26 protein-coding genes and 2 pseudogenes are annotated in these 21,751 nt (G+C 59.0%); 16 read left to right on the forward strand and 12 right to left on the reverse strand.

Translation table 11 applies throughout. The annotated features are described in order from the left end of the window. Positions 1-144 precede the first annotated feature (144 nt). From AC1DZP_RS34205 to AC1DZP_RS34215, 3 genes are all read left to right on the forward strand, one after another. Positions 145-342 carry an ATP-dependent DNA ligase gene (locus AC1DZP_RS34205; RefSeq protein WP_477226499.1) on the forward strand — a complete coding sequence of 66 codons (198 nt, stop codon included), beginning with the start codon at positions 145-147 and terminating at the stop codon, positions 340-342. A gap of 24 nt (positions 343-366) precedes the next feature. Then, positions 367-588: a DUF768 domain-containing protein gene (locus AC1DZP_RS34210; RefSeq protein WP_477226500.1), complete on the forward strand. Its 222-nt coding sequence runs from the start codon at positions 367-369 to the stop codon at positions 586-588. Positions 589-685: 97 nt separating this feature from the next. Then, complete coding sequence (locus AC1DZP_RS34215; protein ID WP_477226501.1) at positions 686-1,687, forward strand: sensor histidine kinase; 1,002 nt, start codon at positions 686-688, stop codon at positions 1,685-1,687. A gap of 995 nt (positions 1,688-2,682) precedes the next feature. Here AC1DZP_RS34215 and AC1DZP_RS34220 read toward each other — a convergent pair. Next, complete coding sequence (locus AC1DZP_RS34220) at positions 2,683-2,973, reverse strand: hypothetical protein (RefSeq protein ID WP_477308573.1); 291 nt, start codon at positions 2,971-2,973, stop codon at positions 2,683-2,685. 18 nt (positions 2,974-2,991) lie between these two features. Here AC1DZP_RS34220 and AC1DZP_RS34225 point away from each other — a divergent pair. The 8 genes and pseudogenes from AC1DZP_RS34225 to AC1DZP_RS34260 all read left to right on the forward strand — a co-directional run. Beyond that, positions 2,992-3,087, forward strand: a pseudogene (locus AC1DZP_RS34225) (alpha-hydroxy-acid oxidizing protein); the annotation flags it as partial. 16 nt (positions 3,088-3,103) lie between these two features. After that, a complete protein-coding gene (locus AC1DZP_RS34230) occupies positions 3,104-3,271 on the forward strand; it encodes a DUF2924 domain-containing protein (protein ID WP_477308575.1) in 168 nt (55 codons plus the stop codon). A gap of 237 nt (positions 3,272-3,508) precedes the next feature. Further along, the gene (copC, locus tag AC1DZP_RS34235; RefSeq protein ID WP_477308555.1) at positions 3,509-3,877 is read left to right on the forward strand and encodes a copper homeostasis periplasmic binding protein CopC; all 369 of its coding nucleotides are present in this window, start codon (positions 3,509-3,511) and stop codon (positions 3,875-3,877) included. Beyond that, positions 3,874-4,758, forward strand: a complete 885-nt coding sequence (gene copD / locus AC1DZP_RS34240) for a copper homeostasis membrane protein CopD (protein WP_477308557.1) — start codon at positions 3,874-3,876, stop codon at positions 4,756-4,758. Before copC ends, copD begins: the two co-directional genes overlap by 4 nt. Before the next feature lie 345 nt (positions 4,759-5,103). Further along, positions 5,104-5,604, forward strand: coding sequence for a DUF305 domain-containing protein (locus tag AC1DZP_RS34245; protein ID WP_477226504.1), 501 nt, complete (start codon positions 5,104-5,106; stop codon positions 5,602-5,604). A 13-nt stretch (positions 5,605-5,617) separates the two neighbouring features. After that, a complete protein-coding gene (locus AC1DZP_RS34250; RefSeq protein ID WP_477308559.1) occupies positions 5,618-7,075 on the forward strand; it encodes a YncE family protein in 1,458 nt (485 codons plus the stop codon). A 51-nt stretch (positions 7,076-7,126) separates the two neighbouring features. Beyond that, the gene (locus AC1DZP_RS34255; protein ID WP_477226506.1) at positions 7,127-7,651 is read left to right on the forward strand and encodes a sigma-70 family RNA polymerase sigma factor; all 525 of its coding nucleotides are present in this window, start codon (positions 7,127-7,129) and stop codon (positions 7,649-7,651) included. Continuing rightward, entirely contained in the window at positions 7,648-8,424 is a 777-nt protein-coding gene (locus AC1DZP_RS34260; protein ID WP_477226507.1) for an anti-sigma factor family protein, read from the forward strand. Before AC1DZP_RS34255 ends, AC1DZP_RS34260 begins: the two co-directional genes overlap by 4 nt. Positions 8,425-8,696: 272 nt before the next feature. On the opposite strand, the gene AC1DZP_RS34265 is transcribed toward AC1DZP_RS34260, so the two are convergent. From AC1DZP_RS34265 to AC1DZP_RS34285, 5 genes are all read right to left on the reverse strand, one after another. Further along, complete coding sequence (locus AC1DZP_RS34265) at positions 8,697-9,713, reverse strand: SDR family NAD(P)-dependent oxidoreductase (RefSeq protein WP_477226508.1); 1,017 nt, start codon at positions 9,711-9,713, stop codon at positions 8,697-8,699. Positions 9,714-10,274: 561 nt separating this feature from the next. Further along, positions 10,275-11,315: an alpha/beta hydrolase gene (locus AC1DZP_RS34270; protein WP_477308561.1), complete on the reverse strand. Its 1,041-nt coding sequence runs from the start codon at positions 11,313-11,315 to the stop codon at positions 10,275-10,277. A 633-nt stretch (positions 11,316-11,948) separates the two neighbouring features. After that, the gene (locus AC1DZP_RS34275; protein WP_477226510.1) at positions 11,949-12,395 is read right to left on the reverse strand and encodes a pseudoazurin; all 447 of its coding nucleotides are present in this window, start codon (positions 12,393-12,395) and stop codon (positions 11,949-11,951) included. A 145-nt stretch (positions 12,396-12,540) separates the two neighbouring features. Then, positions 12,541-12,879: a c-type cytochrome gene (locus tag AC1DZP_RS34280; RefSeq protein ID WP_477226511.1), complete on the reverse strand. Its 339-nt coding sequence runs from the start codon at positions 12,877-12,879 to the stop codon at positions 12,541-12,543. A gap of 9 nt (positions 12,880-12,888) precedes the next feature. Then, complete coding sequence (locus AC1DZP_RS34285; RefSeq protein WP_477308563.1) at positions 12,889-14,136, reverse strand: molybdopterin-dependent oxidoreductase; 1,248 nt, start codon at positions 14,134-14,136, stop codon at positions 12,889-12,891. Positions 14,137-14,211: 75 nt separating this feature from the next. Between AC1DZP_RS34285 and AC1DZP_RS34290 the strand changes: the two genes are divergently transcribed. Then, the gene (locus AC1DZP_RS34290; protein ID WP_477308565.1) at positions 14,212-14,505 is read left to right on the forward strand and encodes a hypothetical protein; all 294 of its coding nucleotides are present in this window, start codon (positions 14,212-14,214) and stop codon (positions 14,503-14,505) included. A gap of 108 nt (positions 14,506-14,613) precedes the next feature. Here AC1DZP_RS34290 and AC1DZP_RS34295 read toward each other — a convergent pair whose 3' ends face one another. Both AC1DZP_RS34295 and AC1DZP_RS34300 read right to left on the reverse strand, forming a co-directional pair. After that, on the reverse strand, positions 14,614-15,057 hold the full coding sequence (locus AC1DZP_RS34295) for an aldo/keto reductase (protein WP_477308567.1): 444 nt from the start codon (positions 15,055-15,057) through the stop codon (positions 14,614-14,616). Beyond that, positions 14,990-15,682, reverse strand: a complete 693-nt coding sequence (locus tag AC1DZP_RS34300) for an aldo/keto reductase (RefSeq protein ID WP_477308569.1) — start codon at positions 15,680-15,682, stop codon at positions 14,990-14,992. Before AC1DZP_RS34300 ends, AC1DZP_RS34295 begins: the two co-directional genes overlap by 68 nt. A 60-nt stretch (positions 15,683-15,742) precedes the next feature. Here AC1DZP_RS34300 and AC1DZP_RS34305 point away from each other — a divergent pair, with 60 nt between their 5' ends. After that, the gene (locus AC1DZP_RS34305; protein WP_477226515.1) at positions 15,743-16,753 is read left to right on the forward strand and encodes an AraC family transcriptional regulator; all 1,011 of its coding nucleotides are present in this window, start codon (positions 15,743-15,745) and stop codon (positions 16,751-16,753) included. A 657-nt stretch (positions 16,754-17,410) separates the two neighbouring features. Here the strand turns inward: AC1DZP_RS34305 and AC1DZP_RS34310 are convergent. The 4 genes from AC1DZP_RS34310 to groES form a co-directional block, all read right to left on the reverse strand. Next, the gene (locus AC1DZP_RS34310) at positions 17,411-17,659 is read right to left on the reverse strand and encodes a DUF982 domain-containing protein (protein WP_477226516.1); all 249 of its coding nucleotides are present in this window, start codon (positions 17,657-17,659) and stop codon (positions 17,411-17,413) included. Positions 17,660-17,684: 25 nt separating this feature from the next. Then, the gene (locus tag AC1DZP_RS34315) at positions 17,685-18,005 is read right to left on the reverse strand and encodes a DUF982 domain-containing protein (RefSeq protein ID WP_477308571.1); all 321 of its coding nucleotides are present in this window, start codon (positions 18,003-18,005) and stop codon (positions 17,685-17,687) included. Positions 18,006-18,382: 377 nt separating this feature from the next. Next, a complete protein-coding gene (gene groL / locus AC1DZP_RS34320) occupies positions 18,383-20,011 on the reverse strand; it encodes a chaperonin GroEL (RefSeq protein WP_477226519.1) in 1,629 nt (542 codons plus the stop codon). 59 nt (positions 20,012-20,070) lie between these two features. Next, positions 20,071-20,385 carry a co-chaperone GroES gene (groES, locus tag AC1DZP_RS34325; protein ID WP_477226520.1) on the reverse strand — a complete coding sequence of 105 codons (315 nt, stop codon included), beginning with the start codon at positions 20,383-20,385 and terminating at the stop codon, positions 20,071-20,073. Between the two features lie 327 nt (positions 20,386-20,712). On the opposite strand from groES, the gene AC1DZP_RS34330 reads away from it, so the two are divergent. From AC1DZP_RS34330 to AC1DZP_RS34340, 3 genes and pseudogenes are all read left to right on the forward strand, one after another. Continuing rightward, positions 20,713-21,060: a hypothetical protein gene (locus AC1DZP_RS34330; protein ID WP_477226521.1), complete on the forward strand. Its 348-nt coding sequence runs from the start codon at positions 20,713-20,715 to the stop codon at positions 21,058-21,060. A gap of 22 nt (positions 21,061-21,082) precedes the next feature. After that, positions 21,083-21,351: pseudogene (locus AC1DZP_RS34335) on the forward strand (usg protein). A 237-nt stretch (positions 21,352-21,588) separates the two neighbouring features. Further along, positions 21,589-21,751 (forward strand): DUF982 domain-containing protein (locus AC1DZP_RS34340; RefSeq protein WP_477308577.1); only part of this gene is annotated, 163 nt, incomplete at its 3' end.

Genomic DNA, 21,751 nt, shown 5'->3' on the forward strand with positions numbered 1-21,751 from the left:
GCGGCCGCGGCCCAAGGTCAGATAACTTCGTCATCGGCGTGAAACTTTGAATTCGCCTAAAATGTTCCGGAACCATTTCAGCGCATGCTAATTTAATCGCGGCTTTGCGAGACAGTTCATGCGTTTGAAGTTCATCCCCCCTTGATGCCAACTCTGGTGGAGAAGCCACCCGAAGGCGAGGGATGGATTCACGAGGTTAAGTTCGACGGCTACCGGTCGCAGTTGATCATCGACGACGACGGCACGCGGATCTACACCCGGCGCGGTCTCGACTGGACGTCGAAATATCGTGACCTCGCAGCGGCCGGCGCCGCGCTTGGTGTCGAAAGCGCTATCAACTGAACCCGAGCACGAGCTTATGGATCGGTGAGCACACGCGGAATCAACTTCCTAGATCGGTGGATTGCCAACAACGTCCCTGAGACGACGAACGCCGATGCCATCTCCATTGACGAGCTAACGCACAAGCTGTTTGCCGATGCGAAATCGGTGGGGATCAAGCGGGAGGAGATCGACGAAGAAGTAGTCAGCCTCTATCGAACGATCCTCGATGCCATCGTCCACTACGACGCTGGCTTGCCGGAATGAGCCTCATAGCGCCGCGCGTCATCCGGCGGCTATGCGAATTGACGGAGTCTTGAGCCGCGATACATGCTATAAACACAGGCGAAGGAACCGCTCGCTATTGCCCACTGATGCCCGTCCACTCATAAAATGGGATGCTAGACACCTCCGGCTTGCCATCGACGCGGCGGGTGTCGCGCTGTGGTCTTGGAACGTTGACACAGATCATTTCACTATGGACCAGCACGGCTATGGTCTTTGGGATCTGCCGTTCGGTCCGTTCGTGATTTTCGAAGATCTCTCTGCAAAAATTCATCCTGCGGATCGGGACAGGGTTCGTGCAGCGTTTGCTGCAACGCGCGCGATAGTTGGCGCATACGAGATCGACTTTCGGATTATGGTCGGAGACGATGTGCGATGGATTTCGGCTCGAGGCCAGGGAGATGATGCCGACATCGAGGGCCGAACGATGTTTGGAGTCTTTCTCGACGTCACCGGTCGCAAGCAAGCCGAAGAGGCCAACGAACTGCTTGCGGGAGAAATGAGCCATAGGGTCAAGAACCTGTTGAGTATCGCGACCGCGCTCACCACGATTACATCGCGCTCAGCCAAGTCAACGGAGGAGATGGCGCACGAACTAACCAGTAGGCTCTCGGCGTTGGGCAGAGCTCACGATCTGGTGCGCCCTGTGCCGGGACGTAATGAAAATGGCGCCCTGCTTGGGGATCTCCTGACGATCCTGCTGGCACCGTACGACGATATGGGCGCTTTTAGCGGCCGCGTGCGGGTGTCTGTGCCGCGAATGTCGGTTGGGGAAGCTGGCGCCACCACGTTGGCAATGATCATCCATGAACTTGCGACTAACTCGATGAAGTACGGTGCATTATCTGCCGCGACCGGAACGCTCGACGTTTCCAGCACTGTCGACGAAACTGACGTGACAGTTGTGTGGACTGAGAGGGGCGGGCCGCCCGTCGTATCGCCCGCAGAGCTTGGCGGTTTCGGGAGCAAGCTTCTTCGGCGCAGCATAACCTCTCAGCTCAATGGGTCGGTCCATCACAATTGGTCGGACGAAGGCGCGATCATCACTCTACGGATGGATAAGGACCGATTATCAATCTAAGGCGACGGCGGATTGGCCATCGTCACCTGCCCATGAGGAGCAGGCTGCCATGCCGTTTCGCAGCGCCAGATGGCGCCAGCAAGCATGGTGGCGGCGATGATCCCCATGCGTGATAGCGATTTCTACTAGGGCTTTCGGGTTAGAATGCGCGCTTCTCGTATGAGCGATGACCAATTGTGAGTCCCAAGGAAGGCGATAAGCGCGCGAGCTTGTTCTTCGGTGATGCCTGTCTCTTTGACCAAGCGCTGAACTGCACGGTTTCAGCGCTTATCGGTACTTCGGTCATGCTAAGGGCGCAACGTAGCGAGGGCTTCTAGTTCCGTAGATAAGTGACTCGCTGGTGCATCATCTCGTATTCGCGGCTGGCCTGCCTCTTAGGTCTGACCCTGGCAAGCGATTGTCGCCTACGAGACGGTCTTCGGAAGATAGTTTGGGCGGTATGAAAGGACCCGTAGCGCCGATCTCGCCTAGCCAATCCTCGTAGCCAGTGTTCATTTTGGACACCAGTTCATCGGGATCATGTATCCCKGACTGGAATAGGCTCTTGAGGCGCCGGCCGAAGTGTTCCCATGCCGGATGGCCTTCTGGAATTCCTGCCTCTGTGCAATAGTCGTTGAGAACCTTTGTCAGCATTGCAAGTTGCACCGAATCGAGATGATCGTCGAATGACATCGCTTTATCCCTCGTGGGGGCGAAAGCGTGATCGACTCTTCCAAGCGCCAGGCGCCCGTTCAAATTGGCCAGCGACGTTCCTTCAGTAAGCTTTAGTCACGGATTAGCGAGTCAAATCGGGCGTGGAGCGGAGTTTGGGATATATCTATCAGCCGACGGAACGTTTGTAGCTCTGGTCCCCGCATAGGGATCATAAAGGGCCTTGCCCCTCTCGGCCCTAGTTTGAGTCCGCTGTCGGCAGCGGACCCGACGCATCTAAACGCAAATGCCAACTTTAGCCGGATTCGCGCCACGGTACACGTGGACAATCTCCGAAGCCCGGTCTACGCGCTCCCGTCAGTCTCGCTGTCGTCATCGATCATCCGGACCGGCAGATAGGCGTTCGTTTCCAGCCACTCCCGCAGCACGATCTGAATGAGATCCGACTTACCGATCCCCATCTCGCCGGCTATGGAATTGAGGGCGTCTTCTGTTGCCGGCTCCAGGGGCACGCCAGCGACGTTACGCAGCATCAAGGCAGCGCGGCGAAGGATGATCTGGAGATCCGCCCGCGACATGTCCGCGATGCGATCGGCGGTGCTTTCAAGCTCTTCGGCGATCGATAGGCGGGTCACTTCGCCTTCCGCACCCTGCCGCTTATCCTGAAGGGCATCCTCGATCCTGACGATGCCGAGCAGGCGATCGGAACCGGTGCCGATGCCATCGTCGTCTCGAACCACGGTTCGCGTGGCCGAATTGAAGACGATGGATATCGTCGCGCTGAAGGCAACGTGGCGCGACCTGTTTGCCGCGGAACCGCCACCGTACAATCGCAAGTTCCTGGAGAGCCGGCTAGCATATCGCATTCAGGACGAATCCCCTGGGCCGAGAGCCAATGCATACTTTGTTTTCCGCCAATCGGCATCCAACTAAGGTATCACCCACAAAAGCTGTCGAAATTGATGGGTTTGGAGAATCCGACATTCACGTGTCCATGAAGACCATCTTCTTGGACCCCTTAATGTCTGGCTCTCCTAAGCGAATTTCTGCGTGAACGCCTTGTCTCTCTTGCAACATTACCTGCGGCAATTTTCGTTGTCCGATGGAATAATCGCGCTTCCAGGATGTCCACATGGGTAGAAATCACTCCACGCATGGAAGGACATATCGATGAAACATGCTTCCGTTTTCCTCGCATTCGCCGGCCTCGGTTCCTTTCTTGCAGCCGAGCCGGCGTTCGCGCATGCCCATCTCAAGAGCGTCACGCCCGCCGACAAGGCGATCATATCGACCTCGCCGATGGTGCTGACGCTCGACTTTACAGAGGGACTGAACCTAGCTTTTTCCGGTGCCAATCTGCAGGACGCTTCGGGTTCGCAGGTTTCGTCGGGCAAGGCGCAGCTGTCGAATGAAGACGAAACCCTTACCATTCCTCTGCAATCGGCGCTCAGGCCTGGCGACTATACAGTCAAATGGCATGTTCTTTCGGCCGACGGTCACAAGACCGACGGCAGCTACAGCTTCACGGTCAAGCCTTGATCGATCCGCAAGGGCTTTGGATTTTGGGTCGCGCCGTTATCGACATGGCCCTCATGTTGCTCTGGGGGTGTTGCGGGTTGTTTTCTGCCGCTGCGCCGGCGCCCTTACGCGCCCTCCTGGTGCGGCGCTTTTCAGGGGTTTCCGCAATATGCACGATGATGGTGGCGGTAGGCGTCCTGGCGGTCCTTCCGGCGCAGATTGCTGTCGTGACCGATGATTGGCGCGCGACCGTTGACCCGCAGACGCTGTGGTCGTTTCTCACGCTGACAACCAGTGGACGGGCATGGGACATACTCGCCGCAGGTTCGTTACTGCTTGGACTGGCCCGTTGGCTCATGCCACGTCGCCATATTCTTGCGGCCGCTTTGGCCGGGTGTTCCCTGGCGAGCCTTTCCCTGACAGGGCACGCAGCAATGAGGACGGGCTTTGGACGCACTCTTCATGCCGCCATCGACATCGTCCATGTTCTTTCCGCCGGAGCATGGTTTGGCGGTCTTGTTGGCTTTGTATTTGTCATGCGGGCGGCACGCGACGTTGCTGATCGTCCTCAAGCATTGGTCGCTTTGTCCCGATTCTCCAGGCTCGGCCACGTCGCAGTCGCACTGGCGATCTTGAGCGGCGTGGCCAATAGCTTGCTCATCCTCGGTCATTTGCCGACAGATTGGCGGTCGCCCTATCAGGCAAGGCTCCTCATCAAGATCGGACTTGTCGCGATCATGGCGCTCGCGGCCATCGTCAATCGCTATGTATTCGTTCCCCTCTTGCGTAGAAAGCGCAGCGAGGCAGAAACCGCGTTGTTGGCCGGCGCTACCTTCGAGCTCTTGCTTGGCGCCGTCGTTATCGCGCTTGTAGCCGCATTCGGAACCATGGACCCGTCGTGATCGCGTTTCTCAGGCTTCCGAAACGATTATCAGGGATTTGTTATCGAACAGATTGCTCACCCGGAAGGGCAATGCCCTTCGAAGTATCACAGGGCATGCGTCGCTAGCGCTGCCTGATTGCGCGAAAGGCGAGATAAGCGCCGACTAAGAGGTAAAGCTTCCCAGCGGCCTGCATGGATTCCAGATGACGGCACCCAAGGCCGCCGATGTCGCATCATCATCTCAATATCCCACGCCGCCGCGACCCGGCACGGCATCGCCAAGAAAATTTCAGTTCGCCCGGAATAATCCGCCCTCGCCGGTGTCTACGCTTCTGAACTCTTCGAGAGAGATCAGGAGATAACAATGACCGCCTTTTTTCGCAGTACCAGCATTCTGGTGACCACATCGCTGCTCACCGTCGTCTCGGTGTGGGCCTTTGCCCAGGATGTGCCTGCCCACCATGAAACGGTTTCCGGCACGACGGACGAAGCACCGTTTCTGCAGGAAAACGACGCTGCCATGGTGAAAATGATGAACGACATGGCGGCCAAGCCGACAGGCGATGTCAATCGCGATTTCGTCGAGATGATGCTCCCGCATCACCAGGGAGCGATCGACATGGCCGTCGCCTACCTGCGCTACGGCAACAACGAGCAACTCAAGCGGATCGCGCAAGAAATCATTGTCGACCAGCAACAGGAAATCGCGGCCATGCGCATGGCGCTGGGCGATCCGCTTCCCGCCTCGGACGCGGTGCCGACGCAGGTCGATCCCAACGACGCGAAGACAACACAGAGCCCTTACGAAGAGACGTCATCAAAGGCCCCGGCCATGCAGATGATGACGATGAAACCGGCCAACTGAAAAGGACCGAGACATGAGAACCAACCTGAAGATCCTTGCTCTTCTGGCAAGCACCTTAATTGCCCCCGTGGCAGCTTTTGCCGGCCAGGCGCCCGGCCTCGCCTCCGACCCGGACATTCCGATCAGCCACAAGGACCGCGTCTATGCGGCCGAGCAGTTCTCCAACACGGTTTCTGTCTCCGATCCGGTCGACAACAAACTTCTCGGCGTCATCAAGCTCGGCGATCCACAGCCCGGCAACCTGAGCCCCCTCTACAAGGGTCAGGTGCTGGTCCACGGCATGGGTTTCTCCCCGGATCACAAGACCCTCGCGATCGTGTCGATCGGCTCCAATTCTGTGACTTTCATCGATACGGCAAGCAATGCCGTGAAGCACACGACCTATGTCGGCCGGTCCCCGCATGAGGCCTTTTTTACGCCCGACGGCAAGGAAGTCTGGGTGACGGTCCGCGGCGAAGACTATATCTCCGTGATCGACGCGAGCACTTTCGAAGAAAAGACCCGCATCAAGGTCGCTCCTGGCCCCGGCATGCAGATCTTCTCGCCGGACGGCAAATACGGCTATGTCTGCTCTTCCTTCAATCCGGATGTCGCCGTCGTCACCGTCGCAGACCATCAGATCGTCGGCCATGTGAAGCAGGGTAGCCCCTTCTGCCCGAACATTGCCGCCTCCGCCGACGGCAAGCAGGTGTGGTTCACGCTGAAGGATGTCGGCAAGACGCAGGTCTTCAATGCCGAGGCGCCCTTTGACCTCATCAAGACCATCGACACCGGACCGATCACCAACCACGTCAATCTCGTCGTCAACAAAAACGGCAGTTTTGCTTACGTGACCGTGGGTGGCCTGAACGAAGTGAAGGTGTACCGCACGGATAATTTCGAGCAGGTCGCGACCATCCCGGTCGGAAACCTGCCGCACGGTATCTGGCCGTCTGGCGATGGCACACGAGTGTATGTTGGCCTCGAGAATGCCGACCAGTTCGCCGTCATCGATACGCTGACCAACAAGGTTATCGCCAACATCCCGATCGGCCAGGCGCCGCAGGCGGTCGCCTACGTTCCAAACGCAGTTCCCGAAGGCGATGGGATGCAAAACCTCGTGCCGCTCGGCGGGGCGGGGGACGCCGCTCACCTGAAGCTCGCGGCCAAGGGTGACAAGGACAAGCAGCAGTCGACGAGCGTCACGCTCTTCAATCAGGGGCTGACGCAGGTTCTGCAGGCTGCCGTCGCTGGCCTCGTTCCGAAGATGCCTTACGTGCTTGCGCTTTCCGACAAGCCCGATGGCACCGGTCAGCTCCAGGGCCTGGCAGCATTCATGACCAATCCCGCCGGTTCGGCTATTGTTAACGCGGTCGGTCCGATCCGACAGATCGTCGAAGCCAAGCATAAGGATGAGAGGCGCTATCTGGTCGTTGCCACCACCTCTGCCGATGGCAAGCCCGGTAAGATTGTTCAGGTTCAGGCAGAGTAAGTGAAAATGGCCCGCCTCGGTCGAGGCGGGCCAACCACGGGACGCAGTGCGATGGATGATCTTCTTTTCCAGGTCGAACCGATGATCCCGGCATTGCGACGCTATGCCCGCGGTTTCGTTCACGACGCGGTCGCCGCTGACGATCTGGTGCAGGACTGCCTTGAGCGTGTGATCTCTCACTGGCACCGGCGCCGAAATGATGACGCCCGCACCTGGGTATTCGCGATCCTGCATAATCTTGCAGTCAGCCGACTGCGGCAGGCGGCCCGGCGTGGTCGGCATGTTGCCATAGAAGAGATCGCAGATGATCTCATGGCGCATCCGCCGACACAGGAGGACGACCTTGCAAGAGCGGACATCGTCTCGGCGATCCAACAACTGCCGGAGGAACCGCGTAGCGTGCTGCTGCTGGTAGCTGTCGAAGACCTTAGCTACGCCCAGGTCGCCGAAGTACTGACGATCCCGATCGGAACCGTGATGTCGCGACTGTCGCGCGCGCGTGAGCGCCTGCGGCAGATCTTGGAAAGCCCCGCCAGGGGCGTTAGACCGGGCTCGCATCTGCGGAGAGTGAAATGACGGATAGGCCAATCACCGAAGACGATCTCCACGCCTATGTCGACGGCCGGCTTGACGCTGCCCGAAACGAGGAAGTCTCCGCGTATCTCGACAAGCACCCGGATGTCGCCAATCGTTTTGCCTCCTATTCCGTCCAGCGCACCCTTTTGCAGGGCGCCTTTGACCCCATCGCTGGCGAGCCTGTGCCATCAAGGCTCAATCTCAACCACATCATTGCCACCAGACGGCAAAGCAGGGTCTCCAGCTGGCGGCTTGCCGCCGCCGCCGCGGTGCTTCTGTTCGCCGGCGGATCCGGCGGCTGGTACATGCGAGATATGACGGTCCCTCCAAGCGAAGGTGTGGTCGCCCTCGCTCGCGAAGCCTCCGACAGTTTCGCCACCTATGCCGGAGACAGGACGAGGCCGGTGGAGCTCCGGGCCGACAATATAGTCGAACTGGCTAGCTGGGCGACTGAACGGATGGGGCGCAAGCCTGTCCTGCCAGACCTGTCGAAGTCCGGCTATCGGCTGATGGGTGGCCGCGTCGTTTCCACACCTCACGGCGCCGGCCTGATGCTGATGTATGACAATGACCAGGGCACGCGCCTTGTCATGTTGACAAGACCGATGGCCGTGGACCAGACGCGGACGATGACGCCCCACTCCCAAGGTAGGGTTGACGGCTGGGCTTGGGCGTCGAACGGTATGGGCTACAGTCTTGTAGGCTCATTGCCCTCTGAAGCGCTGCACCCACTCGCTGACGATATTCGCAGGCAGGTGCAGGGCGAGGCCTAATCGTCAACTGCCCTGAACACGCCGGGTTTGCCGGAGGCTTCAATTCCTGAGAAGGCTAGTCGATATGAGTAAGACAAGTACGCCAGCGCGCGGCGGGTTCTGGATCACGAGCATGATCAGCCGTCCCAAGAGGCAGCGATCATGTCGATCGCGACCAAGATCGGCTGCTCCCGCCTCAGTCTCTCCGAAAGGTGGCGAGGCCCTTTTGGACTGAAGCGCGCGCGCCCATGCGATCGAACCACTGGACGGGGAGGCAGCGCAACGTTGTCGCGTCACGACTGGCTTTGGATGGAGATATTGGTGATCTCCTCGCTTCTGCGCCAAAGCTCTTCGGCGGCTTTCGGGTCGACCGCATAGGCCAGGACACCGGTGCCGCGATTGGCACGATCTTCAGTCAAAGCGAAAGAACCGCCCTCCGGCAATACGGGCGTGATGTCTGAATCGGCGCAGTACACCCCGCCTTTGCCGTCGAGCTGCGGGCTGACCGCGCACCAGACGTGGGTGGCCGCTCCCTGCGGCACCGATTTTAGGTCACGGCTCAGATCGACGACCGGCCGATCATTCTCGTCGACGAACCCGGTCTTTTTCAGCATTTCTACCCCGACATGCGTACCAAGATTCGTTGCCGCTATTCCGCCGGGATGAAGCGCGAACGCGCGGACGCCTTCTTCCTTGCCTCGCCGGTCGAGGGCGACCGCGAAGAGGATGTTGGCCGTCTTGGACTGACCATAGGCCTTGAAAGGGTCATAGGCGCGACGCTCGAAATTGATGTCGTCGAAAACCACCGGCGAGAAGCGATGCCCCGCGGACGAGACCGACACGACGCGCGCGCCATGAGCGCGCTTCAGCGCCGGCCAGAGCCGCAGGGTCAGCCGGAAATGGCCGAGATGGTTGGTGGCAAATTGCAGTTCGTTGCCTTGCGCATCGCGCTTCAGTTCGGGCAGCGCCATGATGCCGGCGTTGTTGATGAGCATATGAAGCGGCAGGCCTGTCTCGACGAAGTCACGTGCGAAGTCATCGATCGAGCCGGGATCGGCGAGGTCCATCGGCTGAACCTCCATGCCGCCACCCGCTGCGGCTATGGCCTTGCGCGCACGCTCGACGTCACGTGCCGGCACAATGATTCGTGCGCCCGCCGACGAGAGCGTGCGCGCTGTCTCAAGCCCAAGGCCTGAGTAGCCGCCCGTAACGATCGCCACCTTGCCAACGAGATCGACTCCCTTGATGGCGTCGACGGTCGTGGAGGCGCGGCTAAATCCTGAACGGATCGGTGCCTGTGTTGTGTTCATTGCTGTATCTCCGTTTGCATGGAGATGGAATATTCGACCAAGGCGGAACGATGAATGCTTGCTGGTCCATAAAATATGAGCGATCGTTCGCTATCGGTGGGCTATGGCAGCGTGCAAGCATTCCTCCCTGAGAGGCCGGTTGATCGTATCGATGCTCGGCCCTTAGCATCTCCCTATCACCGATCGGCAAATGGGGGCTTTGAATGCTAGCATTCGATGGGGACGCGCACAGAGAGTGCAATGAGCGCCTTCCTCGCCACCGCTGGCCTGCCAGTTTGCCTTTGTGATCCGGCGCGACCGTTTTGCAATAAGCGTGGATCACCGGTCGATGATTGCGATCCGGAGCGCAGCCAATTGCAGCTTGTCAGACATAGAATCCATTGGGAAAGTCCGGAGGCTCGTTAAGCCAGGAACGGTCGCTGCATCTTATTCTTGGCAGAGGTCTACCGCTCAGTTGCATCCAATTGCGCCATGGCAGCGAGCGCCCGATCCGACGTTCCGTGAAGCGTACACATGACACACGGCGCAGCGCGGACGCTGCGCCGTGTGAATGGGTTGATCTCAGTGATCGAGGTGCTGACGAATTCCGTCCGCTGCGAGTTGGATGGCTGCCTGAGTAGAAGGCAGGTCCTTGAGCGCGTTGAGTAGCACGAAGTCATGGATCGTACCGTTGAACCGCACTGCCGAGACCATATTTCCGGCCGCCTTCAACTTGCGAGCATAGGCTTCGCCCTCGTCCCGAAGCGGATCATTCTCTGCGGTGATCACCAGTGCGGGCGGCAGACCGTGCAGTTCATCAAGGGTGGCGCGGAGCGGGGACACGTAACGATTGTCGCGCTGCCCAGCATCTGGAGCGTAGAGATCCCAGCCGTATTTCATGAACGCTCGGCCAAGAAATCGGTCCTGTCCAAAGGTCAGATAGGAGGCACTATCGACGCTGGCGTCGGTCGCGGGAATGAACAGCACCTGATAGCCGATCTTCGGGCCATTGCGGTCCTTGGCCATCAGTGTGAGTGCGGCCGTCATGTCGCCGCCCACCGAATTCCCCGCGACCGCGATGCGGCTGCCGTCGGCGCCGAAGTCCGCGGCATGCGCTTTCACCCATTCCAACGCAGCATAGCTCTCGTCGAGCTGGGTCGGGAACTTCGCCTCGGGAAGAGAGGTGTATTCGACGAACACGCCGACCTGGCCCGACTTAACGACGAGATCACGCAGCAGGCGCTGATGGTTGTCGAAATTGCCGACGATCCACACGCCGCCGTGAATGAACAGCAATACGCCGGGCTTCTTCGCAGCCTTATCGGGCTTCATGATGTAGAGCTTCACCCGCCGGCCCTCGACCGGGATGGTAAGCTCCGACGTTGAAACGCCCGACATGTCAACCGGCGTCTGGTTCTGAAGGCCTGTCAAAATTTCTTGGGGGCGAGGCTGCGGCAGTTCCCAAAACGGGGATGGGTCTTTGTTGATCTGCTCAAGAAATGACCGGACCTGCGGGTCGAGGTTCGGGTCGTCGGCGACGGGCGGTGCGGCCTGGGCAAGCGCTGTGCCGGAGGCGGTCAGCACCATTGCGGCAGCGGCAGCAGCCGTCTTGATCGTGTTCATGACGGATATCCTTTCGAGAACTGGAGTGGAGATTGGGCTGGGTCAGAGGAGGGGAATGCGCAGGGCGAAACCGTTGCGCGTGGCGTGGCTGTGGTGAAATGTCTCCGTTTTCATGGAGACATGAATAAGCAATAAGAGTCGAACGATGAATGCTCAATAGTCCATAAAATATGATCGATCGTTCGCGATCGGCCGGATACGTCTGATTGCCGCCACCCCGATCCTCATCGGCAATTGGGATGGAGTTGCCTTTCCAAAGACATTGGCTCATCGCCAGATTGCGGGCACTCAGCTCAGCGCCCAGCCCGGTCGTTGACGTCAATTCTGCCGCTCCTCGAAAGCAGGCATCGGCGAGGTTAAACGAGGGCGCGGCAGGAGGCCGCCGTGGTGCGCAGGTACGCTAAGACCTGCGCCGAATATGCCGCGCGCTCCGCGGCAATGGGGGGCCAAGTCGCTCTTCCAATCGAGAACGACTTCGATACGATCCTTCCGTAGCGCGACTGCATCCCTATGAATCACACGATCAGCCTCGGCAGGTACACACAAATTTCGCGGCTTCTCGGTCAGGATTTTCTGGAAACCGACCGAGAAGCCCCGCCCTTGCCGAACATATCGCCAAGGGTCAAAGCGGCACTAGTGAGCGGAAACTTGATCGAACAGTCCAGACATCCGCTTCGTAGCAAGCGGCGGCAGCTTGATCTGTCTCGCCGCATCGAGATTTGACGTATTCTCACCAACTTCAATCAATCCGACCATGCCGAAGCCGAAATGAGGTGCACAGCGGTAGCCGTAAATTCCGGGCTCCTGAAACGTCACGGAAAGCTCCTGCGACAAAGCGCCCTTGAACGGCTGTGCACCGGAGGGACGCATGCCCGGTATCGTCTCGGCGTCATGTGTCTTGTCGGTCGGAATGAACTTGACCGTGTCACCCGGCTGGATCTTCAGCAGTGCTGGCTCAAACACCATCATCTGGCCATCGCTTCCCTTGTTCAGCATCTTCACTTCGAAGGTTGCGGCCGAGGCGAGGCCGCCGATCAACAAAGACCCGGCGATGGTGGCGAGCGCGAGCAAATATTTCATCAGTTCTCCTTCCCCCGGCGAGATGCTCCCGCGAGGTTTGATTAATTATTGAGAGTGGTGCGTAGAGAGCGTTGAATCCGCTGAGGAATGGCAGGCCCGATCACGAGCGGACAAGCGCATGTGCGTGAGGGGCAGTTGCAAACCCCTAATCTGATCCCTTAATCCGCGTGAGGTAATCGACGATCGCTTTTACATCCTCTTCAGTGACTGGAGCCCTGTAAGCCGATCGCATTTTCTCGACTTCAGCTTCCCAGACTTTGCGCGGCAGCTTGGGTTGATTCAGGACCATGCCTGCCGAATGGCATGCAAGACAGTTGTTGTTGATCGCGTCAGCATCGGGACCGTCGAACACCCGGTCCCCGAATGGCAGGTCGAGCGACAGCGAATTGAAATGCATCGAGGCAGGCGCTGCTCCCGTCGAAACACTGAACCCAACCCCGACAATGATGGTGGCGAGGATCAAAGGTGCGAGAAATCTTGACATGGCCCCTCCTCACGCTGCGCTAAAGCTCATGGATTCAACGACATTCCGCATGAAACCTGATGGGTTCCAATAGGTCTGCATCGGCTGAACTTCGCCATTCGAATTGGTGCAGCGAACTAAGATCTGATGATCACCAGGTGTTGGAAACGTCGATGTTTCCCACCTTCGAAAGCTATACTTACCTTCATCCGATTCAAGTTGAGTCGGAGACCAAGTGGCGCCACCATCACTCGACAAATCGACTTTGTTGATGCCAGTATCACCGCCGAAAGCAATTCCGCGCAGCGTGAGCGGCGCATTTGCCTTTACCCGAGCGCCGGACTTCAGATTGGTCACGAAAGCGCGGGGCAGCATCCGGTTGATCGGAACGGTTTTGTATCCGGTCTCGCCAGGCTTCACTGCCGCGAAAGGTGTATCCGGGATGACGTAGGCCTTCGCCATCCCGAAATTGTCGTCAGGCCGATCCAGTACTTCGATGTCGTTGAGCATTTTGACCCAATAGGTCGAATACCAGCCAGGGACGATGAGGCGCAGCGGAAATCCGTTGACGAGCGGCAACTGCTCACCATTCATCGCATAGGCGATCATTACCTCTCCATCCCGTGCGTGATCGACGGAAAGGGATTTCATGAAGTGCGGTGCCTCCTCGATCACCTGTTCGTCGAGACCACTGAAACGCACACTGATCGCTCCGGCCTTGACACCGGCCCGATCCAGAACGTCCTTGAGGCGGACCCCAGTCCAGCGCGCATTGCTCATCGCCCCGTTGCCCCATTGCGCGCCCGGCACGCGCGGAACATATAAGCCTCGCGAATTGCCTGAGCACTGGTTGACCGCGACAATCTCGAAAGTCGGCATCGCTACCAGATCAGCGAGCGACAAGCTGAGTGTCGCGTTCACATGGCCTCGGATATTCAGTCGAAAGCTGCCGGCGTCGACCTGCGTTGGAATATTTGCCCAATGCCAACGCACGAAGAAGCGATCGTTCGGCGTCAATACGCCTTGATCGAACACCTCGAAGGGGGTTTCAAGAAGCGGCGGCCGGGTCCGCTGGAGGATCATCTTGCCTTTTTGCGGGAAGGCCGTGGTCACTGGCCGTTCCCCGCCGCCACCCGGCAGGCCGAGATCTATCATTTCGTCTGCGGCGGCGTGCTTCGGCAGAAACAGCAACCCCGCGGCACCCATCGCCGCAACGAAATTCCGACGACTCAAGTGGAGAGCTGGCGTTTGCCAACCTGGCGCTTGGGCTGTGCTCATTGCTATATCTCCGTTTTCAAGGAGATGGAATAATCGACCAGGGCGGAACGATGAATGCTTGCTGGTTCATAAAATATGAGCGATCGTTCGCTATCGGCCGGTACTTCTGATTGCCGCCATGCCGGCGCTGTTAGCGACGACGGCGAGCCGGACAGAGTCGCCGATGGCCGCCGCGATGTCTTCTTTGACGGCTTGTTCGCTTGTAACGATGCAAATTGCGCAAGGAGCCTTGCCGCCGACGGTCTCGATCCGTCCGTCGTTTCCTTCAATGTGGATTCAGTCCGTCCGGTGGTCGTGATGATCGCACTCTCAGCGGCGAAAGCGATCGCGCAAGCCTGCCGGAATCCGGCACCGCCGCTGGTATTGTAGAGCGTTCTTCCTAGCTTTCATGACATCACCTTTGAACTCGCTCGAAACACCTCCGATTGCGCGGATTGCCTGGGTCCACGGCAGAAACCGTGGACCATCATCTAGCGATTAGGCCGAAAGGCGCGATGCTGAGGGCACCGTTCGTCCGTCGATGGTCGTGCCAGGGAAGCCGATCATCGGGGCCAGCATTTCGTTGTTCTCGGCCGGGAAATTTAGTTTTGGCTTGGAGACGTCATCGAGCTTTTTGATCTGCTCGGCAGACAGTGTCACATTGAGGGAATCGAGATTGGCTTTGAGCTGGTCGACGCGCCTGGCGCCGATAAGGGTGGAACCGACGCCCGCGCGTGACATGACCCAGGCGAGCGCTACCGACGCGGAGCTTGCTCCCAGCTCCGATGCAACGGCTGCGACCGCTTCGATGACATCGTAATCGGCTTCGCTTGGGATGCCCACCAACCCGGTGCGCTTCGTGTCGACGTCGCCTTTACTGCCGCGCTCGAACTTGCCGCTCAGGAATCCGCTCTTCAGCGGCGACCAAGGCATGATGCCCATTTCCCAAAGCCTGGGCCATGGGAAAAAGCTCACCTTCGCTGGTCCGCTCGAGCAACGAGTATTCCAGTTGGAGCGCGATGACCGGCGCCCATCCCCGAAAGTGGGCGATCGTCTGCGCTTCGGCCGTCTTCCAGGCAGGGATATCCGAGAAGCCGATGTAACGAATCTTGCCGGCCGCGACGAGATCGTCGAGACCTCGCAGCGTCTCTTCGACGGGTGTCGTCTGATCCCAGTTGTGGAGCCAGTAAATGTCGATGTAATCGGTCTGGAGTCGCTTCAGCGACGCTTCGCACTGCTGCAAGAGCGCCTTGCGCCCAGCACCGCCGCCGTTGGGGTCTCCGGGAAACAGGCTGCAGTAGAACTTCGTGCCGAGCACGATTCCGTCACGGCGAACATCCCGTTGCCACAGATAGTCGCCGATGATCCTCTCGGAGTGTCCGCCAGTGTAGATGTTCGCTGTGTCGACGAAGTTGCCGCCGTGATCGAGATACGCGGACAGCATCGCATGCGAGTCCTCCTCGCTCGCACCCCAACCGAAGTCTTCGCCGAATGTCATGGTGCCAAGACACAGCGGGCTTACACGCAAGCCTGAGCGGCCAAGCGTGATGAAATGGTCCAGAGGCATGTGGGACTCCTTTTGATCGCGAGCGCCGTGTCTTGGTATGTCACCATTTCTGAATGATGAATGCTTGATCGTGCGATGTTTATGCGAGATGGTACAACTATGCGCACAGACCCGCTCTCTGACGTCCTCGATCTCGCCGATGCTCGCTGCGTTCTCACCGGCACGCTTGTTGCTGGGGGTGACTGGGCGCGAAAGTTCATGCGCTCGGACGCGGTAAAGTTTCTCGCCGTCGTGAGAGGAACGTGCTGGCTGTCGACCGAAGCCGACTCAGCAGCCTCGGCGTTATTCGAGGCGGGTGACGTCGTAATCACGAATAGAGCGCCAGCAGTCATCCTGGCCAGTGCTGTGGAGTGGCTGCCGAACGCATCCTCCACACCGCTTGAGCGAGATACAGAAGGTAACCTGCGCGTCGGGGAAGGCTCCGAATTCACGATGATCGGAGGGTTACTGGAGGTCGACGAGCAGCGCTGCGGCTTTTTGCGAGAAAGTCTCCCTCCCGTGGTTCACGTCAATGGTCAGAGAGGAGAAGCTGCGAAGCTGCGCTGGCTCCTTACCGAGTTGGCCGAGGAGACGCAGCGCAAGCGCGCCGGTTCCACAACAGCGATCACCCATTTGGCAAAGTTGCTGTTCGTCGAAGCTCTTCGGCTTCACATCGAATCGACCAAGTCGGATCGATCTGGTTGGCTTACCGCGCTTGACGACAGACGCATCTCGATCGCGCTACGAGGAATCCACGCTAAACCATCACATGCGTGGAATCTGGAGGGACTGGCGAAGATGTCGGGAATGTCGCGCACATCGTTCGCGGTACGCTTTCGTGATGTCGTTGGTGTCCCGCCTCTGACCTATGTACTCAACTGGCGGATGCGCTTGGCCGAACGGGAATTGAGCGAGACGGACCATTCCGTCGCCGATATTGCCTGTTCTCTCGGATATGGGTCCGAAAGTGCCTTCAGCAATGCATTCAGTCGCTCAACCGGAGTCTCACCAGGCCGATACCGGAAGGAGGCGATGCAGACCTATTCCGAGCGTCGCCGCAAGGTGGACCGCAGCGTAATCGAAGCCGAATAGGAGCCGCTGCCCTCAGCAATCAATTGGTCGCCTTCGGAGCCGCCCGAACGCGATGACGATTCAGCCCAAAGATTAGGGAAATCGGACGTCCCTTGTTCACCGGTTGGAGTAGGACCAACACCGCCTTGGCGCGTCACGAAGCGTCTTTGACCGAAATAGAGAAGCGCAGCGGCGCAAGCGACAATGGTCGTGACTGATCTCAGCCACTGTGGCATTCCTTCCGCGTACTCTTTCCAAGCCACGCCCATCGCGTCCTCGAATGGTTTGGGTCTGACCGAAGATCGCCTTCGCTACACTCAGTCTCGATCGTCTTCCCGCAACGACGTCGCTGCGTTTTCTTCCCCTGGTCGCTGCGCGTCCTCGGCCTTTTCTCGTTCAGGGAGATGACCGTCGGCGAAGCAATTCGGAGATTACCGGCCGAGTCGCGGTGTTCATCGACATGTCTCCTTGGAATGCACCTAGCGCCTTGATGGACAGAAAGTTCATTGCTTTTTGCTGCCGGAAGCTCTGAACACTCAGTTGCAACAATCAGCCTTGATGGCTGGGCACAGAACTTCGGCCGCCGGCTCATATCCGCTCCTTGCCGGTCCGACGAAGGCGTGCAATCGTTCAGATTGCGTCGTTTGCAAAGCAAGACTTGCCTCGGCGCTGAGTTCACTATGAGGCCTGGACCAAACCTGCATGACGGGCTGCTTTCAAAAATGCCCTTCTTGCTTTTTGAGGAGGCCGCCAACCGTCTAAAGAATCGCGACAAGCGCGGCAGGCTGCTCGATAGCTTGGACCTCTAGCCCCTATTGGCCATTGGCCGTGAAGGCACTCGAGCGCTTCCCAGGAACTGGCGACGATGCGCTCCCTTGCGGGCTTCACGTGCAGTCTCACTGGTTCGGGAAATCGAACATCCCTCATGGTTTTCTCCGTTCCGACAGATCGATTACATCGATTTGTTGTAGTGGCCTCCTGAAGCGAATCCGAAGGTGCCAACTGCCTTGGCCGCAACGATGTCTCCTGCGGCCGGCACAAGCAAATCCATGCGACGGGCGAAGGCAACAAAAGTGCTGCGAGCGGTTTCGGCATCCACCTCGCCGGCGAGGGCTGCCCTGCAAGCATTGAGAGCGATGCCATGAGCAGCGTTCCGCTTCGATGGCGGCCATTCATCCAGCAGGACGAAGGCGTCTTTTACGCTTTGAATGTCGGTCGGAAACCCAAGACCCACGAACACCCTCACGGGATGCTGAAATTGATTGTGTTCCATGTTTTCCTCCGTTTCACATGGTTAGCTCATTCGATCGGAAGCCTTTCCCACGGCGCGTGCGCGATAGGTTGCGTGCGTCGCGCCTTAGCCTGCCGAACTCCCGTTTCCAGGAGAGCCTTTGCCGTCGGTAAGATTGCGCGCGGCCAGAAACATCACCGTGTATGCTGCTTTGCGCCGATCCCAACCCGCGGCCTCCGCTCTGTCGAGCAACTCGACCAGTATCGGGTAGGTCAAGCGCAACCTTCAGGTCCGCTTCGTAGTTCAGATCGGTGGCCGCACGCGACGGCGGGGGGATTACGTTCAAGTTCATCACGTTCATGGCTCTACCCATTTGTCGCTGTGTCCGCGCCCGCCGGGCGCGGACACAGCCGTTACCATCAGAAGTCCATGCCACCAGCCGGCATTGCCGGAACGGCGGATTCCTTCTTCGGCTTCTCGGCAACCATCGCTTCCGTCGTTACCAGCAGGCCGGCAACCGATGCCGCATCCTGGAGCGCGGTGCGCACCACCTTTACCGGATCGATGACGCCCTCGTTGTAGAGGTCGCCGAACGCGTTGGTCTGGGCGTTCCAGCCCCAGCCGAATTCCGGCTTCTCGCGTAGCTTGCCGACGATGATCGAGCCTTCCGCGCCGGCGTTCTCGGCGATCTGGCGCACAGGCGCTTCGATCGCGCGGCGCACGATCTCGATACCGTGCTTCTGGTCTTCATTTTCGGCCTGCACGCTGTCCAGTGCCTTGGCCGCACGCAGAAGCGCCACGCCGCCACCTGGCAACACGCCTTCCTCGACCGCAGCGCGCGTCGCATGCATGGCATCGTCGACACGGTCCTTGCGCTCCTTGACTTCGACCTCGGTCGAGCCGCCGACGCGGATGACGGCGACGCCGCCTGCGAGCTTGGCCAGCCGCTCCTGCAGCTTTTCCCTGTCGTAGTCGGAGGTAGTCTCCTCGATCTGCGCCTTGATCTGACTGACGCGGCCCTGAATCTCGCTCTTCGAGCCGGCGCCATCGACGATGGTGGTGTTCTCCTTCTCGATCACCACTTTCTTGGCGCGGCCCAGCATGTTGAGCGTGACATTCTCTAGCTTGATGCCGAGATCTTCCGAGATCGCGGTGCCGCCGGTGAGGATGGCAATATCCTCCAGCATTGCCTTGCGGCGGTCGCCGAAGCCCGGCGCCTTGACGGCGGCGACTTTGAGGCCACCGCGCAGCTTGTTGACGACCAGCGTCGCCAACGCTTCGCCCTCGACATCCTCGGCGATGATCAGCAGCGGTTTGGACGACTGCACGACAGCTTCCAGCACCGGAAGCAGCGCCTGCAGATTGGACAGCTTCTTCTCGTGGATCAGCACATAGGGCTCTTCGAGCTCGACGCGCATCTTATCCTGGTTGGTGATGAAGTAGGGGCTGAGGTAGCCGCGGTCGAACTGCATGCCCTCGACGACTTCCAGCTCGGTCTCGGCGGTCTTGGCTTCCTCGACGGTGATGACGCCCTCATTGCCGACCTTCTGCATCGCTTCCGCAAGGAAGCGGCCGATCTCGGCGTCGCCATTGGCCGAGATGGTGCCAACCTGGGCGATCTCGTCATTTTTGGTCACCTTGCGGGCGTTGGTCTTCAACTCCTGGACAATCGCATCGACGGCCTTGTCGATGCCGCGCTTCAGGTCCATCGGGTTCATCCCCGAGGCTACTGCCTTCGCGCCTTCCTTGACGATCGCCTGTGCAAGCACGGTCGCGGTCGTGGTGCCGTCGCCGGCAAGGTCGCTGGTCTTCGAGGCGACCTCGCGCACCATCTGCGCGCCCATGTTCTCGAACTTGTCCTCGAGCTCGATTTCCTTGGCGACGGTGACGCCGTCCTTGGTGATGCGCGGCGCTCCGAACGACTTGTCGATGACCACGTTGCGGCCCTTGGGGCCGAGCGTGACCTTCACCGCGTCGGCGAGGATGTTGACACCGCGCAGCATGCGCTCGCGGGCGTCGGAATGGAATTTCACTTCCTTGGCAGCCATTGGATCATTCCTTCAGTAGGCAGCTTCATTGACTGGATTGCGATTGGACCAGAGTTCGATCAGGCGGCTTTCTTGACCGTCGCGGTCTGCTCGATCACGCCCATCACGTCGCTTTCCTTCAGGATGAGCAGATCTTCGCCGCTGAGCTTGATCTCCGTGCCGGACCACTTGCCGAACAGGATGCGGTCGCCGATCTTGACGTCGAGCGGCGTGAGCTTGCCACTCTCGTCGCGGGCGCCTGGGCCGACGGCAATCACCTCGCCCTCCTGCGGCTTCTCCTTGGCGGTGTCGGGGATGATGATGCCGCCAGCCGTCTTCTCCTCGGCTTCGATGCGGCGGACCAGGATACGGTCATGCAATGGACGGAACGTCATATCGTTCTCCTTCAGGACAAACAGATTTTTGAGGTTCCTCCACACCGAACCGGCAATATCGGGCCGGTGTGGGGCGCCGCGACCCTTTTCAGGCATCGCGCGTATATCGAGCTAGTTTTGGAATTTTCGGGTTTCAAGGGGTCGCTGGAAAAATTTTGGCACTCTGTATTCAAGAGTGCTAGGGACATGAATTCATGAAGCTATTTTCGCTAGGGGCGCGCGACTTTCGGGTCTTGAAATTCGATCCGAACTCCACGAAATTTTGTGCGATTGGAGTCCCAAGAAGACAACGATGCCAAGGAGATTGTTAGGAAACGGAGACTGTCGATGGAACGAACCTCGTCGAGAAACATCCCCTCGATCGCCCCTGAAACCTCTGATCCTTCGCTTGACCGCCTGCTGTTCCCGGCGCTGCACTTTAGTCACCCCGATGAGGTGGTGGGCGACCGCACGCTCGACATTCAGGAAAAGCGCGCCATTCTTGCCTCATGGGCATCGGATGCTTGCGCCGTCGAATCTATGCCTGCGCTGCGAAAGCCACCGGGTGCTGCGAGCCCGGTGACGTTTGACGCCATCATGGAGGCACTTCGCCGACTGGACGATAGTCGCGCCGAGGTAGGCTGTGACCTCGAGGAACGGCGGACCCGAGAACCCCCGCAAAGACTTGATGCCTGAACGCGCGCGATAGGAGAGACGCATGGTCAGCAGGGAATTCCGGCTGCAGATGGAGGGCTACGGTCTCACAACTGCGGAAATTCACTACCGCCTTCCCGATCATCCGAGCCTTTTGCAGCTCTACGTTTGGCAGGAATACGACCTGGCACCGGAATTCCCGACCCTCAAGGGGTTTCTGGATTACTGGGAGCGCGAACTCGAGGCGCGCTGCATTCCGTGCGAGTCGCCCATCACCGCCTTATCCGGCCTTCCGAATGGCAGGCCGTAGACGGCATCTTCACAATTCAATAGCCGGGTCCGCTCCCCTTGAACTGAAAAGAGGCGTTTCCAATCTTTTTATGTGTCGAGCGCGGCTTGCCGGATGTCGAGTTGAGCAGGAGCGGAAGGATCGCATGGAAACGATGCTCTTTGATATCCCGTTTCCCCCGCGGTTTGCCGTGGCGTTCGCCAAGCTCACCGGCCTCGTTTGTAGGAGCCGCGCACGGTGAGGCAGGATCCGGTTGCCCCATGATTTGAAGGGAGGTCACTATGGAAAGCGCGACGTTCAAACAACCGGTTTTCGTAAGAGACGAGGGCCATGTTGTCCAAAAGATCGGCTGTGTCATGGATGCGATAGAGTTTCTGGAAGAATGGCCGATTGAAAGGCGCGGCCTCCTCCACGCTGCGGCGTCGGATGCATGCTACTCCGCGT

It is taken from the genome of Mesorhizobium sp. P2_F8, from assembly GCF_056403655.1.

What these genes read in the sequence shown, in the direction of transcription:
- AC1DZP_RS34290 (WP_477308565.1), top strand. Translation starts at nt 14,212, where the DNA reads ATGAGCGATCGTTCGCTATCGGCCGGTACTTCTGATTGCCGCCATGCC.
- groES (WP_477226520.1), bottom strand. Translation starts at nt 20,385, where the DNA reads ATGACGTTCCGTCCATTGCATGACCGTATCCTGGTCCGCCGCATCGAA.
- AC1DZP_RS34245 (WP_477226504.1), top strand. Translation starts at nt 5,104, where the DNA reads ATGACCGCCTTTTTTCGCAGTACCAGCATTCTGGTGACCACATCGCTG.
- AC1DZP_RS34315 (WP_477308571.1), bottom strand. Translation starts at nt 18,005, where the DNA reads ATGGAACACAATCAATTTCAGCATCCCGTGAGGGTGTTCGTGGGTCTT.
- AC1DZP_RS34205 (WP_477226499.1), top strand. Translation starts at nt 145, where the DNA reads ATGCCAACTCTGGTGGAGAAGCCACCCGAAGGCGAGGGATGGATTCAC.
- AC1DZP_RS34265 (WP_477226508.1), bottom strand. Translation starts at nt 9,713, where the DNA reads ATGAACACAACACAGGCACCGATCCGTTCAGGATTTAGCCGCGCCTCC.
- AC1DZP_RS34305 (WP_477226515.1), top strand. Translation starts at nt 15,743, where the DNA reads ATGCTTGATCGTGCGATGTTTATGCGAGATGGTACAACTATGCGCACA.
- AC1DZP_RS34280 (WP_477226511.1), bottom strand. Translation starts at nt 12,879, where the DNA reads ATGTCAAGATTTCTCGCACCTTTGATCCTCGCCACCATCATTGTCGGG.
- AC1DZP_RS34260 (WP_477226507.1), top strand. Translation starts at nt 7,648, where the DNA reads ATGACGGATAGGCCAATCACCGAAGACGATCTCCACGCCTATGTCGAC.
- groL (WP_477226519.1), bottom strand. Translation starts at nt 20,011, where the DNA reads ATGGCTGCCAAGGAAGTGAAATTCCATTCCGACGCCCGCGAGCGCATG.
- AC1DZP_RS34295 (WP_477308567.1), bottom strand. Translation starts at nt 15,057, where the DNA reads ATGGGCATCATGCCTTGGTCGCCGCTGAAGAGCGGATTCCTGAGCGGC.
- AC1DZP_RS34300 (WP_477308569.1), bottom strand. Translation starts at nt 15,682, where the DNA reads ATGCCTCTGGACCATTTCATCACGCTTGGCCGCTCAGGCTTGCGTGTA.
- AC1DZP_RS34270 (WP_477308561.1), bottom strand. Translation starts at nt 11,315, where the DNA reads ATGAACACGATCAAGACGGCTGCTGCCGCTGCCGCAATGGTGCTGACC.
- AC1DZP_RS34230 (WP_477308575.1), top strand. Translation starts at nt 3,104, where the DNA reads ATGGATATCGTCGCGCTGAAGGCAACGTGGCGCGACCTGTTTGCCGCG.
- AC1DZP_RS34250 (WP_477308559.1), top strand. Translation starts at nt 5,618, where the DNA reads ATGAGAACCAACCTGAAGATCCTTGCTCTTCTGGCAAGCACCTTAATT.
- copC (WP_477308555.1), top strand. Translation starts at nt 3,509, where the DNA reads ATGAAACATGCTTCCGTTTTCCTCGCATTCGCCGGCCTCGGTTCCTTT.
- AC1DZP_RS34330 (WP_477226521.1), top strand. Translation starts at nt 20,713, where the DNA reads ATGGAACGAACCTCGTCGAGAAACATCCCCTCGATCGCCCCTGAAACC.
- AC1DZP_RS34275 (WP_477226510.1), bottom strand. Translation starts at nt 12,395, where the DNA reads ATGAAATATTTGCTCGCGCTCGCCACCATCGCCGGGTCTTTGTTGATC.
- AC1DZP_RS34310 (WP_477226516.1), bottom strand. Translation starts at nt 17,659, where the DNA reads ATGAGGGATGTTCGATTTCCCGAACCAGTGAGACTGCACGTGAAGCCC.
- AC1DZP_RS34285 (WP_477308563.1), bottom strand. Translation starts at nt 14,136, where the DNA reads ATGAGCACAGCCCAAGCGCCAGGTTGGCAAACGCCAGCTCTCCACTTG.
- AC1DZP_RS34255 (WP_477226506.1), top strand. Translation starts at nt 7,127, where the DNA reads ATGGATGATCTTCTTTTCCAGGTCGAACCGATGATCCCGGCATTGCGA.